This is a genomic window from Acinetobacter sp. DMC2, assembly GCF_056314305.1.
The window spans coordinates 438984-455532 of sequence record NZ_JBQUYP010000001.1 but is presented as its reverse complement, the minus strand read 5'-3'; the positions used below and the strand labels follow the sequence as shown (position 1 = coordinate 455532).

Annotated in this window: 15 protein-coding genes; 7 read left to right on the top strand and 8 right to left on the bottom strand. The window is 38.1% G+C overall.

Features of this window, described 5'->3' with window-relative positions; genetic code table 11:
• Nucleotides 1-62: 62 nt before the first annotated feature.
• Entirely contained in the window at nt 63-1007 is a 945-nt protein-coding gene (locus ACT53H_RS02200) for an alpha/beta hydrolase (protein ID WP_476008500.1), read from the bottom strand.
• A 184-nt stretch (nt 1008-1191) separates the two neighbouring features.
• Here ACT53H_RS02200 and pheA point away from each other — a divergent pair, with 184 nt between their 5' ends.
• From pheA to ACT53H_RS02180, 4 genes are all read left to right on the top strand, one after another.
• Complete coding sequence (pheA, locus tag ACT53H_RS02195; RefSeq protein ID WP_003650703.1) at nt 1192-2301, top strand: prephenate dehydratase; 1110 nt, start codon at nt 1192-1194, stop codon at nt 2299-2301.
• 107 nt (nt 2302-2408) lie between these two features.
• On the top strand, nt 2409-4655 hold the full coding sequence (locus tag ACT53H_RS02190; protein WP_476008499.1) for a bifunctional prephenate dehydrogenase/3-phosphoshikimate 1-carboxyvinyltransferase: 2247 nt from the start codon (nt 2409-2411) through the stop codon (nt 4653-4655).
• Nucleotides 4656-4782: 127 nt separating this feature from the next.
• Complete coding sequence (locus ACT53H_RS02185; RefSeq protein ID WP_004791237.1) at nt 4783-5166, top strand: hypothetical protein; 384 nt, start codon at nt 4783-4785, stop codon at nt 5164-5166.
• Between the two features lie 172 nt (nt 5167-5338).
• Nucleotides 5339-6799 carry an aminoacyl-histidine dipeptidase gene (locus ACT53H_RS02180; RefSeq protein WP_476008498.1) on the top strand — a complete coding sequence of 487 codons (1461 nt, stop codon included), beginning with the start codon at nt 5339-5341 and terminating at the stop codon, nt 6797-6799.
• 33 nt (nt 6800-6832) lie between these two features.
• On the opposite strand, the gene rtcA is transcribed toward ACT53H_RS02180, so the two are convergent.
• From rtcA to ACT53H_RS02155, 5 genes are all read right to left on the bottom strand, one after another.
• A complete protein-coding gene (rtcA, locus tag ACT53H_RS02175; RefSeq protein ID WP_476008497.1) occupies nt 6833-7879 on the bottom strand; it encodes an RNA 3'-terminal phosphate cyclase in 1047 nt (348 codons plus the stop codon).
• Between the two features lie 259 nt (nt 7880-8138).
• Complete coding sequence (locus tag ACT53H_RS02170; RefSeq protein ID WP_107972906.1) at nt 8139-8597, bottom strand: DIP1984 family protein; 459 nt, start codon at nt 8595-8597, stop codon at nt 8139-8141.
• 26 nt (nt 8598-8623) lie between these two features.
• On the bottom strand, nt 8624-9187 hold the full coding sequence (locus tag ACT53H_RS02165) for a hypothetical protein (RefSeq protein ID WP_476008496.1): 564 nt from the start codon (nt 9185-9187) through the stop codon (nt 8624-8626).
• Between the two features lie 29 nt (nt 9188-9216).
• The gene (locus ACT53H_RS02160) at nt 9217-10485 is read right to left on the bottom strand and encodes an RtcB family protein (protein WP_141314354.1); all 1269 of its coding nucleotides are present in this window, start codon (nt 10483-10485) and stop codon (nt 9217-9219) included.
• Nucleotides 10486-10736: 251 nt separating this feature from the next.
• Nucleotides 10737-11714 carry a ribonuclease Z gene (locus ACT53H_RS02155; protein WP_476008495.1) on the bottom strand — a complete coding sequence of 326 codons (978 nt, stop codon included), beginning with the start codon at nt 11712-11714 and terminating at the stop codon, nt 10737-10739.
• Between the two features lie 67 nt (nt 11715-11781).
• On the opposite strand from ACT53H_RS02155, the gene rtcR reads away from it, so the two are divergent.
• Nucleotides 11782-13380, top strand: a complete 1599-nt coding sequence (gene rtcR / locus ACT53H_RS02150) for an RNA repair transcriptional activator RtcR (RefSeq protein WP_476008494.1) — start codon at nt 11782-11784, stop codon at nt 13378-13380.
• A 59-nt stretch (nt 13381-13439) separates the two neighbouring features.
• Here the strand turns inward: rtcR and ACT53H_RS02145 are convergent, their stop codons facing one another.
• Entirely contained in the window at nt 13440-14072 is a 633-nt protein-coding gene (locus ACT53H_RS02145) for an alpha/beta hydrolase (protein ID WP_476008493.1), read from the bottom strand.
• Between the two features lie 125 nt (nt 14073-14197).
• Here ACT53H_RS02145 and yaaA point away from each other — a divergent pair, with 125 nt between their 5' ends.
• Together yaaA and ACT53H_RS02135 are read left to right on the top strand one after the other, a co-directional pair.
• Complete coding sequence (gene yaaA / locus ACT53H_RS02140; protein ID WP_476008492.1) at nt 14198-14971, top strand: peroxide stress protein YaaA; 774 nt, start codon at nt 14198-14200, stop codon at nt 14969-14971.
• 19 nt (nt 14972-14990) lie between these two features.
• Entirely contained in the window at nt 14991-15614 is a 624-nt protein-coding gene (locus ACT53H_RS02135; protein WP_476008491.1) for an HD domain-containing protein, read from the top strand.
• 141 nt (nt 15615-15755) lie between these two features.
• Here the strand turns inward: ACT53H_RS02135 and ACT53H_RS02130 are convergent, their stop codons facing one another.
• A complete protein-coding gene (locus tag ACT53H_RS02130; protein WP_001154366.1) occupies nt 15756-16541 on the bottom strand; it encodes a thiazole synthase in 786 nt (261 codons plus the stop codon).
• Nucleotides 16542-16549: the final 8 nt, after the last annotated feature.

The following is a 16549-nucleotide window of genomic DNA, read 5'->3' as shown; positions in this document are numbered from 1 at the left end:
ATGCATTAAGAGGACTATCTTTAAGAACAACGAAATAATCATCTTTAAATGTAATTATGTTTTTACTTGGCTGGCTGCTGTGATGGCTCATCAAATAAAGATTTACAGCTTTCTAGGTCTTTGCACGAAGCAAACATAAGAGCTTTAGGTAGGCTCGCATACAAATTTGTAATGTGTTGTTCAGCAGGGTTATAAAAATGCCAATAAGTAAATTGATCTGAACGTTTATTTTCCAGAGCTTTAAAGAAATCTGTTTCGTTAAATTTATTATCAAGTTGAGTACGAGGTCCACCTTGCTCATGTGTACCGACCGTGGTCAAAAGCATCGGAGAGTTGTTTTGTTTTTGACTTTGCCAATGATTTAACTGTTGGAATAACATGCCTTGGTCAAACCAAAGAGAAGGGCTGGCAGCAAAATAACGCTGAAACACATCTGGCTTTTGAAAAAAATGATAAAGAACCAACAAGCCCCCAAAAGAATGTCCATATAGGCTCTGTTGTTGACTATTAACTGGAAACTGTTTTGCAATTTCTGGTTTGAGTTCATCATTTAAGAAATTGATGAATTTGTCAGCACCGCCATATTTATATTTACCTTGTGCCTGAAATTCAGCAGAAGGTTTTGGTGTGTAATCATAAGCACGTTTTTGCACATCAAAAGTTTTTTGCTGCGGATAACCAACCGCGACAATCATGAGCGGGTCTAGACCTAATTTTGCAGAACCGGCACCAATTGACTGGGCAATATTGGCAGCACTTGGAAATGTTGCATTGCCATCTAATATATAAAGTACTGGATAACCCTGTTGGGGTGGGGCAACGGGTGGTTTATAAATTTGAATAAGATAATCATGGCCTGTATTTTTAGATTTAATTTGAAATTGGGCCTGATTATTTTGAAAAACGATTTTTGATTGATTTTGTGTAGAAGTTTGAGCCAAAACAGAGCTACTTATTAATGAGCTCAAAAGGAAACAGCAAGGTAAAAAGAAAAATGATTTATGCATAATGGGGAATAATAAAATTTATTATACAAATGATAAATGAAAATCATTATCAAATAAAGCGATTCAAGGAATGTGTGCAAAAAGGTTAATGAAAAAAGCTCTTACAGCCATATTGCCTAACAAATCAAAGCAGACTATTGTTATACTCTCGTTCAAAAGATGATTTTACTGAGGCTGCATTCTAATGATCAACGATGATCAAAACAAAACGACTTCTCTTAGTTTAGAACAAATTCGCGAAGATATTGATAGCGTGGATCAACAGATTCAAGAATTATTAAATCGACGCGCAAGCCTTGCTGAAGCTGTTGCGAAAGCTAAATTTGCTTCCGAAGAGAATCCTTTGTTTTATCGTCCTGAACGTGAAGCACAAGTGTTACGTAAAGTGATGGAGCGTAACCAAGGTCCTTTGTCTGATGTAACCATGGCGCGTTTGTTCCGTGAAATTATGTCTGCTTGCCTTGCTTTAGAAGCACCGCAAAGTATTGCATTTTTAGGGCCAGAAGGTACTTTTACTCAATCTGCTGTGCTTAAGCATTTTGGTAAAGATGCGGTTGTACGACCACTCCCAACGATTGATGAAGTCTTCCGTGAAGTGGAAGCTGGTAGTGCACATTACGGCGTAGTTCCAGTTGAGAACTCATCTGAAGGTGTTGTAAACCATACCTTAGATTGCTTTAAAACATCGAATTTAAATGTGATTGGTGAAGTTGAATTGCGTATTCATCATCAATTCCTCGTTTCTGAAAATACACGTAAAGACAGTATTAAGCAGATTTATGCTCATCAGCAAACTCTGGCCCAATGTCGCCAATGGTTAGATGCGCATTATCCAGGTGTTGAACGTGTTGCTTTAAACTCAAATGCAGAAGCTGCGCGCCGTATTCGCAATGAATGGCATTCGGCAGCGATTGCATCTGATATTGCAGCAGGCATGTATAACCTTGAAATCTTACATAGCAATATTGAAGATAATCCGGAAAATACCACGCGTTTCTTAGTGATTGGCCGTGAAAAAATTCCACAAAGCGGTAATGACAAAACATCGTTATTGATTTCAGCACATGACCGTGCGGGTGCTTTACTAGAAATTTTAGCACCATTTGCAAAACATAATATTAGCTTAACAAGTATTGAAACTCGTCCAGCATTACCTGAAAAGTGGGCATACGTATTCTTTATCGATTTAGAAGGTCATATCGAACAAGAGAATGTTGCTGCTGCGATTAATGATATTCGCCCAATGGTGAAAGAGATTCGTATTTTAGGTTCTTATCCTGCCGCTGTTCTGTAATCACTTATGTTGGAATAATGACATGCATCAAGATAAGCATGTCATTATGCTTAAAAACAAATTGCTCAATGGTTTAAATAACTTTGAGCAAAAGCAAAGTTGAAGTTATGTCACAACCCCTATTTAAAAAAGTTGCATTTATTGGTTTAGGACTCATCGGGTCGAGTTTAGCTCGTGTTATTGTTGCAGAAAAGTTGGCCACAACTGTTGTTGCATCTACACGCTCACAGAAAACTTTAGAAGATGCAAAATCACTTGGCTTAATACAAGAAGGATTTTCTGATCCTGTTGAAGCCGTGAAAGGGGCAGATTTAGTTGTTTTAGCCTTGCCCGTACGTGCTACACAAAAAGTGCTTGAGCAAATTAAACCTTATTTGTCAGAAACCACGATTGTAACTGATGTGGGAAGTACAAAAGGTAATGTCGTTGATGCAGCAAAAGCTGTATTTGGTGAAAATTTACCAGCAGGTTTTGTACCGGGACATCCTATTGCAGGTAGTGAACACACGGGTGTTCATGCAGGTAGGGTTGATCTATTTGCAAATCACAAAGTAATTTTAACGCCGTTACCGACAAGTGCAGAATGGGCTGTTGATAAATTAATTCAACTTTGGTCAGCTGCTAAAGCTGAAGTCATTTGTATGGATGTTGCTAAGCATGATGAAGTGCTTGCGCATACGAGTCATCTACCACATTTAATGGCATTTAATCTGGTCGAGCAACTTGCAAATCGTGAAGATAATCTTGATATTTTCCGTTATGCAGCAGGTGGTTTCCGTGACTTTTCAAGGATTGCAGCTAGTGATCCTCAAATGTGGCATGACATTTTCTTTGCCAATAAAACAGCGATATTAAATGCTGTAGATGGCTTCGAAAAGCAACTTACCGTACTTAGAAAATTGATTGAAAACGAAGATTCTCACGCATTAATGGGATTACTCGGCCATGCTCAGGCAGCACGTCAGCATTTCAATCATATGTTAGCCAAAAAACCTTTAATGGAGAAAAATAAGGTGACACAGCAATTCAGTATCTTACCGGGAAATAAGGCCTTTAAAGGTAAATTTACCGTACCGGGTGACAAATCTGTGTCACATCGCTCCATTATGTTTGGTGCTATTGCCGAAGGCACTACCCATGTAACTGGCTTTCTCGAAGGTGAAGATGCTTTGGCAACTTTGCAAGCTTTCCGTGATATGGGCGTAAGCATTGAAGGCCCTAAAAATGGTGAAGTGACCATTCATGGTGTAGGCATGCATGGTTTAAAAGCACCTGCAAGCGCATTGTATATGGGTAACTCTGGTACAAGCATGCGTTTGCTTTCAGGCATGTTATCAGCACAAAAGTTTGATTCAGTGATGACGGGTGATGCTTCACTTTCTAAACGTCCAATGGAGCGTATTGCTAAGCCATTGCGTTTAATGGGTGCGCAAATCCAGACAACAGGTGAGAAAGGTACACCACCTGTCAGCATTACGGGTAGCCAGCAATTAAAAGGCATTCAATACGATTTACCTATGGCATCTGCTCAAGTGAAGTCTGGTATTTTACTTGCGGGCCTATGGGCTGAAGGTGAAACTTCGGTAACTGAACCAGAACCAACTCGTGACCATACAGAGCGCATGCTTCGTGCATTTGGTTATGATGTTAAAACTGAAGGCAATAAGATCTCTCTTGTGGGTGGCGGAAAATTAGTAGGTACTGACATTCAAGTACCATCAGATATTTCATCTGCTGCTTTCTTTATGGTGGGTGCTGCAATTACTGAAGGTTCCGATGTTATTCTGGAAGCTGTAGGTATTAATCCAACACGTACTGGCGTAATTGAAATTTTAAAACAGATGGGTGCTGACCTAACTGTTGAAAATGAACGTATTGCTGGTGGTGAACCTATTGCTGATATTCATATTAAAGGTTCACGCACGCTTAAAGGCATTCATATGCCCGAAGATCAAGTGCCTTTGGCAATTGATGAATTCCCAGCTTTATTTATTGCAGCAGCTTGTGCTGAAGGCCAAACGGTACTAACTGGTGCGGCAGAACTTCGTGTGAAAGAATCTGACCGTATTCAGGTTATGGCAGATGGCTTAAAAATCATGGGTATTGACTGCACGCCAACTGATGATGGCATCATTATCGAAGGTAAGGGTAAGTCAGGTGATTGGTCACCAATCTTTGCTGGTGGTGAAATTGAATCACATCATGACCACCGTATTGCTATGAGTTTTAGTATGGCTGGTCTTCGTAATTCTGGTCCGATTACAATTCATGGTACTGAAACTGTGGCGACAAGTTTCCCAACTTTCACTGAGTTGGCGAATCGTGCAGGCTTAACAATCGAAGTTAGCCAATAACTTTTGACCTAACACATTTTATAATTGCTAACACAATAGCAACGGCAGCAGCGGGCTAAAGGCTTGGCTGCTGTTTGTTTATTGCTTATGCTAAGCGCAGATAATGATAAAAGTGTTAGGACAAAGGATGAAAAAATTACAATTTATTGCCAGTTGCCCACAACATGGGGTGCTTGATCATCCACCAAATGAATGCCATATCACTCAAGAATATGTAGCGGCTTTACTGTTTAAACAATTGGGGCACTATGGCTTTGATGCACAGCATATTGTGCATGAGCATGAAAAGGTAGAAGTGAGTATTGATAATCACCTTTTACCCTTGTCGATTACTTGTCAGAAAACAGACCACGATGGGCATTTGATGTGTGAAATCTCTGCCAATCCAGATGAAGAGCAAGACTGGTTTGAAAAGATTGAAACACAAAGCATTATTCGTCAACTTGCGCAGGCCGTTGAAAATAGTTTGAAAGCTGATCATAGCTTTTCAGCATTTGAGTGGAAAAACTAAAAAATACGCTTGTTAATATTTATTTGTGAAGTACGGCTTTTTTAGAAAAGTCGTACAATTTCTTTAGATTAAAGATAAAAATACAAAATCTTTCCCGAAATCCCTACCTATCTTTAATGCATTGTGTATATTGAAATTATTAAGATATTTACATAATTAGAGTGTGGTTTTCATGACACAAGTTGATATTGCAGCATTATCTCCTCAAGTGGTTTGGCAGCATTTTCAGACACTTTGCACTATTCCTCGGCCATCAAAGCATGAACAGCAGCTTCGTGGGTTTTTACAAAGCTGGGCTGAAAGTCGAAATTTAGAAACTTACGTAGATGAAGTCGGTAATTTAATTATTCGTAAGAATGCGACTGCGGGTAAAGAACATGTATCTGGCGTTATTCTGCAAGGCCATTTAGATATGGTCACACAAGCCAATACAGGCACAGTACATAACTTCTTTAAAGACCCGATTCGTCCAGTTTTTGAAGATGGTTGGTTGATTGCTAAAGATACGACTTTGGGTGCTGATAATGGCATTGGTGTAGCTTTAGCTTTGGCAGTTCTAGACTCAAATGATATTGCTCATGGCCCAATTGAAGTTCTTTTAACTGTTGATGAAGAAGCAGGTATGAGTGGTGCACGGCTTTTACAGGCAGGTGTACTAAAAGGGAAATGGCTATTTAATATTGATACAGAAGAGTGGGGTGAGTTATATCTCGGATGTGCTGGCAGTATTGATGTTGAAGTTGAGCAACCACTTAATTATGAACCAATTCCTGAAAACTTGATGGTTGTAAATATTCAGGTGGCTGGCCTTAAAGGTGGTCACTCTGGTGTAGATATTCATTTAGGACGTGGCAATGCCAACGTTATTCTGGCCCGCTTTTTAAATGAGTATTTAGCAAAGCTGGGTGGACACCTTGTTGAATTTACAGGTGGTACAGCTCGTAATGCTTTACCTCGAGAAGCATTGGCAACCATTGCTATTTCGTCTAACCAATTGCCTAAATTAGAAAAATTACTCGATGAATATCAAACAGCATGGAAAAAACAGCTACAAGGTATTGATGACAATCTGCAATTAACTATTCAGCCTAATAGAGCTGAAGTGACCGAAGTAATTGCTCAACAACAGCAAAACGAGTGGTTACAAGCTTTAGCAACAAGTCCTTATGGCGTTGCAAGTATGAGTCAAGCTCTCCCAGATGTGGTTGAGACTTCAAATAATATTGGGGTGGTGAGACTAAATAGAGAAGGCGGAAAAGCTGTTTTAATGGTTCGCTCAATGGTGAATCAAGAAGCTCAAGATTTTGCAGAAAAAATTCAGGCACATTTTAGTCAATTTAATATCGCCTCTATACTCACACCATTAGTTTCAGGTTGGACACCAAATCCTGACTCGGCTGCTCTAAAGTGCTTACAACAAGCCTATCAAAATGCATTTAATATTGAGCCAAATCTAAAAGTAATTCATGCAGGCTTGGAGTGTGGGATTATTGGTGAACATTATCCACATTTACAGATGGTTTCTTTTGGACCAGATATTCAAGGTGCACATGCACCAGGTGAACGAGTCAAAGTTGATACTGTAGAGAAATGCTGGAAGCTGTTGGTAACAGCTTTAGCATCTGTAGAGTAGTTTTTACAAATAAGAAGCTCAATTGTGAGCTTCTTAAACTTTAATTTTTACATGAAAATGATTTGGACTTAACTCGGCAAACTCGATTTCACAATTAATAAATTTTTCAATCATGGCTGCTTGAGTATGAGTGTGTTCGCTAATACATTGTGCGGTGAATTCACCACCTTGACCTAAAGCTAAAGGTAGAAGCAATTGATCTGCCAAATACTCATCTACAACAGCCTGCGAGGATAAATATAGCTTTACATCTTTTGCTAAGTGATCAGCTATTTGCTCTGCACTTTTGCTCTTCTCACCTAAAGCTGTAAAAAGTTGAGTGTGATATTGATGAGTAACTTTCACATACACTGTATTGCCTTGGCTAATTCCATTTAAATGAAATTGCTGTTGAGAGCTTAAGTTTAGCTTTTTACTTAACATAGTTAGTTCACGCTGTGCAATTTGTGCTTCTTCTGAAAGATTTAATACTGCTGCAAAAGCTTTATTGCATTGCAAAACACCACGATCTAATAAATTTAGCTTGTTTCGGTGTTGCCATGGCTGAACGGTAACCTGAATTTCACCTGCACCTATCGGAAAAAAGCCAGCTTTATTTAATCTAAAATCGACGTTAATTCCAATCTTCGCTAGAGTAGGTAAAAAGCAGTGTTCAATAAAATCTGCTGTTGGTGCAAGTGGGTTGTGTGTGCCCCCTGAAATGATGAGTTCTGTAGCTTCATTTTGTAATAACAAAACAGGTAGAAGCGTTTGTAAAACCAGTGTTGTACTACCCGCTGAACCGATTTGAAATTGATATTTACCACTTTGAACATGCTGAGGTGCGAAATATAAACGTTGGCTATGTAATTCAGCACCCTCTACATAAGCTTGGCTAATTTGTTGAGATGCTTGTACACAAACCAAATGTTGACGCATTAACCCTGGTTTTTTACGTCCTGCACGTATATTAATTAATTCAAATGCCTGACCTGTAATCATTGAAAGGGCAAGGGCGGTTCTTAAAATCTGTCCACCACCTTCACCTTGTGAGCCATCAATTTGAATGGCTTTTGGCATATTTGCCAAAGCTTTATTCACTTCTGTTTTCCTTATTTTCTAATTTAATGAACATACTGTCAGTACATGGTAATGCGAAGTAACGTGTGACTTTGCTTTTGACAAAGATTTACTAGGTGCATAGTGCTGAGCCTGATAAGTGAATATCGATGCACGGCTCACATGCTGCCATAGCCGCCTGAATTATTTTCAATCCCTCAGATCGGAGTAACGCAGGATCTTGTACTCGCCCAGTATGTCCAAACTTTGATTGTGAAAATGATTTCACAAAATTTATTGTTTAATCGATTAGATCAATTTGCCAATTAGCAGCCTGAATTTTTACGTTTAAGTCACGTAGTTTCGCACTGATATCATCCGCCTGCTTTTGTAAGTTAGAAACAGGAATGACTTTCTTCCACTTAATTTCACGTGAGCTATAACGATCAGGTTCTCGATGTGTATTAGCAATCGCATCGATTAAAATCTTATGCTGTTCAGCATAACTATCGCGCAAGCTTAATAGAGACAATAATACTTTGCCATCTTCCAGTTTTGCTTGTGCATTGGTCAAATGAATACGACAAATCAATTGATTGCTTTCCTGAGTTAAAGCAAATATCTGTTTGATCAGTTCATTTGGATCTTCACTAGGTTCATCACCGTCTTGTACCAATACATTGGCATTGATTCGTTGTTTTAACGAAGCGAGCTTTTTTTGTTGATCGCTTCGAAGTAAAAGCGCTTCTGCGAGTTTCATCTTTTATTTTCCTAAAAACTTATTCTTTAGTCTGTTGAACTTGCAAGTAATAAACAGCCTTTATGTTGCTGTGCTGAATAGATGGTTAAGCACCAATTGCCCCACCATTCACGACCAGGTTCAAAATAATCATTCCATTCAGAATCATCATCTCGACCACTACCAGAACAACCCACCCAATCATATATTTCACAGTCATTCTCAGTTAAAAGACATAACTGAGACAACGCTTTTAAAAAAGCAATCTGATTAGGACGGGCAAGGGTAGTGTTATATGGTGGATAAATAATTGCGTGTAGTAAGCTTAAAAACCAATTTTGCATGGAAAACAAATTAACTTTATCAAAGCTATCAATATCACTATCTACAAGATTATGATCTAATTTTTCGGCAGCTAGAACGTTTAAGTCTAAGGATTTTTCTATTGCTAAACTTTCACAATTCAATAGCATTTGTTGATGAATAGTCCGTGTATTTGAAAATCTGGAGACATCTTTGATATCAAATAAAGAAACTTCAAATACAGCCTCTATAGCATCAAGATTAGATTGTAATTCTTTGGTTTTTAAATGATCTAATTGTACAAACATATGCTCACCTTTATGGTTGTGCGAAGATTTTAACCTTTCACACAAACCACTTGTCTTAATGTATAAACCACTTCAACCAAATCACTTTGTGCTTTCATTACATCTTCAATTGGTTTATATGCCGATGGAATTTCATCAATAACCGCAGCATCTTTACGGCATTCCACACCTTCAGTTTGAGCAATTTGATCTTCCACAGTAAAACGTCGTTTTGCTTCAGTACGGCTCATAACACGGCCTGCACCATGCGAACATGAACAGAAAGATTCCTGATTTCCAAGTCCACGGACAATAAATGACTTCGCACCCATTGAACCTGGAATAATTCCGTATTCACCTAGACGCGCACGGACTGCACCTTTACGAGTGACCATTACTTCTTCACCGTAATGTTCTTCCTTTTCCACATAGTTATGGTGACAGTTCACTGCTTCCAAACGTGCCTGAAAAGGCTTTGGTACAATTGTAGCCAAGGCTTTAATCGCAGATTGCATCATGATTTCTCGGTTCTTCATCGCAAAGCGTTGAGCCCAACCTACCGCAAACCAGTAATCATCAAAGTGTTCAGTTCCTTCTACTAAGTATGCTAAATCTTTATTTGGCAAATTAATGAAATGCTTCTGCATGTCTTTACGGGCAAGTTCAATAAAATGATTACCTATAGCATTTCCTACACCACGAGAACCTGAGTGCAACATAATCCAAACATGATCATGCTCATCTAAACAGATTTCGACAAAGTGGTTTCCAGTACCTAAAGTTCCCAAATGTTTGCGGTTGTTGGTGTTTTTTAAACGTGGGTGTTTTGCGCAAATATATTCAAAATCTGCAACCAGATCGGTCCAAGCTTGATCTACCATTTCTGGTGGAGTTTCCCATGACCCACGATCACGTCCGCGCTTAGTCATTCCATGTGGAATTAATCGTTCTAGTTCAGTACGTAGAGCATGTAAGTTATCTGGTAAATCTGAAGCAGTTAAGCTTGTACGGGTTGCCATCATTCCACAACCAATATCTACACCCACAGCAGCAGGAATAATTGCCCCTTTAGTTGGAATCACGCTACCAATAGTTGCTCCTAAACCGAAGTGTACATCTGGCATTACCGCCATCCATTTATAAATAAAAGGCATTTGAGCAGTTTGCAATAATTGTTGTTTTGAGTTGTCATCAACAAGCACGCCTTTAGTCCACATTTTGACTGGCATACTTTTTTCATTTTGCAGAACTTGATAAGAGCGTTCTTGCTGCTTTTGTTCAAATTGAGCTTGTTGGTTAATTTCTTCAATGACAGACATTTTCTTTTCCTTTCAAAGCCTGCCTGCCAAGCGTTTGCAGGCAGGTGTTATTCACAAGATCCCAATGATGTTGTGTGCTTTGTACTATTGCACTGAGTGTGCCAACTTTTTTAAAAAGCATTTAATTTAAGTGTAAATTATTGAAAATAATAAATATAAATAATTTTATTTTATATCAGATGAATTTTGTTGGCGGTTTTGAATATTGAAAGTATATCTAAAAATATATTTAAATATCTTTTTGGATATATTTAATTAATTGGTTTTACGGTTTTATTGACTTTTAAAAGCTGTCCAGCTCCATTTAAAGTAAATTCATCAAAATCATTTGCTAAATAAAAATGACCTTTATAAAACTGGCGAACTTCTTCGGTAATAGCTTGCTGCCCAGCTTTATCCTGATGTCTAGGGCTAAAATGCGTCAGAATTAAATTACTTAAAGATTGCTGTTCTGCAAATTCAGCCACCATTTTTGCTGAGCTATGCATTGGACCTTTGCCGACTTTATCTAAAACCGTTTGCAAGTAAGTCGATTCGTGAATAAGGAGTTGAGCATCTTTGCAAGCATCAGCTAATAGTTCAGGTTGATCATTATCTCCACCTATAATTGCATGAACTTGTTGATTTTGAACTTTGATAAAGTCTTGAGCTTTTAAAGTTTTTCCCTCAAATTCAACATTGTAGCCTCGTTTTAAATGGCCCCACATATCACCTTGAGGTACGCCAAGCTGAGTTAGAGCTTGGGTATCTAACTTCTTCTGAATAGATTTGATATAAATGCTAAAAGCAAAACTTGGAACACGATGGCTTAGTGGATGTGCTTGAACAATGAATTCGTCAGTGATTTGTTGTGGCTGCGTTGCTTCATTCACATCAATAAATTGAAGGGAATAGGGTAAATGTAAATCTGTAAGATAGGCAGTGATTTCAAACCATTGCTGAATTTCTTTCGGTGCAATCACGATTAAGGGTTTGCTACGGGCATTCATGCCTGCACTTGCCAATAAACCAACTAAACCATAACAATGGTCGCCGTGAACGTGTGTAATACAAATGGCAACTAGGTTTTGTAATGAAAGTTTGGCTTGTTGAACGCGGTGCTGTGTACCTTCGCCGGCATCAATTAAAATCCAGTCCTTATTTTTGCTGTTACGAACTGCTAATCCTGAAACATTACGTGTCAGGGTCGGTACACCTGAAGACGTGCCTAAAAAAGTAAAATGAAGCATATTCTTGGAATTGTTTGGTCAAATGCGTATTGTATATTATAGACACTTATAAAATTTTATAGAAATTATGGCGGATGCAAAGAAAACAGTCGTTATTGGCTTTGTGGGTTCTACACTTGATCAGGGAAGAAAGCCAGATCGATGGCAACGTTGGCGTCCTACGATTAGCTTGTTAATGCATGAAGATTTGCTTGTAGATGAATTGGTGCTGTTACATGATCGACAACATCATAATTTAGTTAAATCTATAGCAGCAGATGCTAAAGAGATCTCTCCACAAACTGAGGTTTCTGGACATAAGGTCAGTATTAAAGATCCTTGGGATTTTGCTGAAGTTTATGGTGCACTCTATGACTTTGTAAAAACCTATCCGTTTGATGTCGAAAAAAATAACTATTTATTGCATATCACAACCGGAACGCATGTTGCTCAAATTTGTTGGTATTTATTGGTAGATGCGCATTATTTACCAGCCCAACTCATTCAAAGTTCACCTAATCAACAAAAGACATCAGAAGGTGAATATAGAATTATTGATCTGGACTTATCTCGATACGCTGTTTTAAAACAGCGATTCGATGATGAACAAAAGCAAAATTGGCAACAACTTAAAGAAAATATTTCTACTCATAATAAAGCGTTTAATCAGCTTATTGAGGAAGTTGAGTTAGTTGCAACTCGCTCTAGTGCGCCTATTTTAATTATGGGGGCAACAGGTGTTGGTAAGTCTCATTTGGCAAAACAGATTTTTCAATTAAAGAAAGATAAATTTCAATTAAGTGGCCGTTTTATTGATGTTAACTGTGCAACCTTGCGTGGTGATAGTGCCATGTCAACTTTATTTGGTCATATAAAAGGTGCATTTACAGGAGCAGCTGCATCTCGTGCTGGTTTATTAAAAAGTGCTGACCAAGGCATTTTATTTTTAGATGAAATTGGTGAATTGGGACTTGATGAACAAGCTATGCTGCTAAAAGCGCTAGAAGACAAAAGCTTTTTTCCTGTTGGAAGTGATAAGGAAATTCAGGCCGATTTTCAACTAATCGCAGGTACTAACCGTGATTTGCGTAATGAGGTTCAAGCTGGCCGTTTTCGTGAAGATTTATGGGCTCGTTTGAATACGTGGACGTTCTTTTTACCCAATTTAAAAGACCGTGTAGAAGATATTGCACCCAATATTGATTTTGAGCTACAGCGTTTTGCTGCAATTCATCAAAGACAATTACGTTTTCAACGTGATGCTTTAGAAACATATTTAAAGTTTGCTAAATCAGTAGATGCATCATGGCAAGGAAATTTTAGAGATTTAGCAGCGAGCGTAACTCGTTTGGCAACTTTATCTCATGGTGAGTTAATTCGTCGTGAAGCTGTAGAAAAAGAAATTCAACGCCTAAAGCAACTTTGGCTTACTCAGGATGAATTTTACAATGATAAAAATACAGATATTTTGTTGAACTATTTGAGTCCTGAGCAGCTAGAACAAATAGATGAATTTGATCAAATTCAATTACGAGGTGTGCTCAAAGTCTGTGAAAATTCAAAATCAATGGCAGAGGCGGGAAGACAACTTTTTTCGGTGTCTCGTCGACAACGTAATACAACGAACGATAGCGACCGAGTGAAAAAATATTTGGCCCGTTTTGGATTAAGTTGGAATAATTTTTAGCAGTTACAGTGCTTATGAAATGATGGACATAGACTCGATCTATGTCCATCAAATACCCTTTATTTCATGATAATAAAGCGTGTGATGATTTGACGAAGCTGTTTTAAATAGCCTGTAAAGAAGTGATTAGCGCCCGGTAAAATCGTAATTGGGTGCTTCTGCGGTTTTGCCCATGCAATTGCATCTGAAAGTAAGGTAATGTCATCTTGCTCACCATGGATGAGTAGAATGTCACCTTGAATTTCAGGAGTTTTATAGTGGCGTAAACCTACTACTGTAGCCGTCGGTAAGCCGCATAAAATTAACTGTATAGGTCGTAATTCAGTATTAAGCTGCGCAAAGCATTTTGCCAGAACATGTGAGCCGAAGCTGAAACCACCTGCGTAAAATGGCAAGTCTTCATGAAGCTTACGTACATGTTCAATGACAGCTAAGATATCTTCAGTTTCACCATGGCCTTCATCATGAACGCCTTCACTACCGCCTAAACCACGAAAGCTCGGGCGGTAAACAATGCAACTATATTCATTAAAGATTTGGGTTAAAAGGGCAGGGACTTTATGTTGAGGGGTTCCACCTTGCAATGGGTGCGGATGACAAACAACCGCAAAGCCTTTGATTTCACCTTCAGGGCGGTCAACGAAAAGTTCAATTTTACCTACTGGACCCTGGATGAAAGTTTGCTCAGACATATAAGAACCGCTAAATAACAATACGTGATGCTATTTTACCGATAGTCGTCATTGAAAACACGAGTTAGCATTAAAAAATATCTACTGTTATAGTTGGTATTAAGAATAATTTTTTCAGGTTATGTATGCTTGCTTTAATTTCTCCTGCAAAAACTTTGGATTATGAAACAGCGTTACCTACAGATGAGTTTACTCAGCCTCGCTTGTTAGAACACTCAGCACAATTAATTGATGTTAGCCGTAAACTTTCTGCTTCGGAAATTGCGAGTTTAATGAGTGTTAGTGAAAAAATTGCCACATTGAATGCAGACCGATTTAGAGATTGGAAGCCCGAGTTTGATTTTTCAAACGCTCGTCAGGCAATTTATGCATTTAAAGGCGATGTCTATACGGGTTTAGATGCGTACCATTTAAAAGACAAAGATATTGATTTTGCACAGCAGCATTTGCGTATGCTCTCTGGTCTATATGGTTTATTACGTCCTTTAGATTTAATGATGCCTTATCGTCTTGAAATGGGCACTAAATTAAAAAATACGCGTGGTCATAATTTGTATGAGTTCTGGGGTGAAATTATCACCAATCAAATTAATGAAGATTTGGCTGCAATTAAATCTGAATTGTTGGTAAATCTAGCTTCAGATGAGTATTACAAATCGGTCAATGAAAAGAAAATTAAGGCTGAAATTGTGAAGCCTGTTTTTCTTGATCAGAAAAATGGCAAATATAAAGTCATTAGTTTCTATGCGAAAAAAGCACGCGGCTTAATGGCTCGTTTTATGATTGAAAACCAATTAGATAAAGCTGAGGATATTAAAGCGTTCAATACCGATGGATACTACTTTGATGTTGAGAATTCATCAGCAAAAGAGTTGGTATTTAAACGGGACGAACAATAATCCTGAGTAGGGACCATATATGATGATGCAGCTTTATTTATCAAAACTAAAATATTTTTGGTTTGAGCTGCATCAGCATTATCATTTTTCTGAACCGCAAAAAATCTTAAATATACTCATCGCTGCTTATAGTGAAAAGCAGCGAGCCTATCATACTGTTCAACATATATATGAATGCTTAAATCTGCTTGAGTCAATTAGATTAGAATTAAATGATGCACATGCAGTTGGATTGGCACTTTGGTTTCATGATGCTATTTATGATCCACAAGCTAAACACAATGAGCTTAAGAGTGCTGAGTTATTTGAACAATACATGGCTCAAGATTTACCAGTAAATACAGTTGAGAAAATAAAGCGTTGGATTCTTGCGACTCAAAAGCATGCGTTAACCGATGAAACAGATTTACAATTTTTATTGGATATTGATTTAGCTATTTTGGCAGCAACACCTGAACGTTTTGTACAATATGAACAACAAATTCAGAAAGAGTATGCTTGGGTTGATCCCGAAGTATATTCAATTAAAAGAAAAAAAGTTTTAGTGCATTTTTATCAGTCTGAGCCACTTTATCAAACTACATATTTCCAAAAGAATTTTGAGTTAAATGCCAAACAAAACTTAAAGCAAATATTAGAATAGCCTAAGCTAAATATAAAAAAATTAGATCTGTGGATTAGAATAAAGTGATATAGAGTTATAGTCTTTTTTGAAAAGTGAAAATGGCTACATGAGAGGAGAGAGAGGAACCACTGAAAAAAGCAGTGATTCCTTAGAAATAAATTATTTAAAGAAATAACCTGTTTCTGGTGAGCTTGCATTTGCCATACGCTTACGTGGCATACGACCAGCTAAAAATGCTTCACGTCCAGCTTCAACAGCTTTTTTCATTGCAGAAGCCATCAAAATAGGATTTTGAGCAGCTGCAATTGCTGTATTCATCAGTACGCCGTCACAACCAAGCTCCATAGCAATAGCTGCATCACTCGCTGTACCAACGCCTGCATCTACCAAAACTGGTACTTTTGCATTTTCTTTAATAATTGAAATGGTGTGAGGGTTTAAAATACCTAAACCTGAACCAATTAGACTACCTAAAGGCATGATCGCAACACAGCCCATACTTTCAAGTTCTTGCGCAATGATCGGGTCATCAGAGGTATAGACCATAATCTCAAAACCATCATCAATCAAAGTTCGAGCTGCTTTTAAAGTTTCGGTTACATTTGGATATAAGGTCTTTTCATCGCCTAGAACTTCAAGTTTTACTAGGTTATGACCATCGAGTAGCTCACGCGCTAGCATACAAGTACGAACTGCGCTATCAGCATCAAAACAACCTGCGGTATTTGGCAAAATTGTATATTTTTCTGGTGGAATGACAGACAGTAAATTCGGTTGATCTGGATTTTGTCCAATATTCACACGGCGGATTGCGACAGTTACAATTTCTGCACCACTGGCTTGAATAGCTAAATCCGTTTCATTTAAGTCTTTATATTTGCCAGTTCCTACCAATAAACGAGATTGAAAAGAACGTGAACCAATAATGAGAGGGGTGTCTTGCATGGATAACT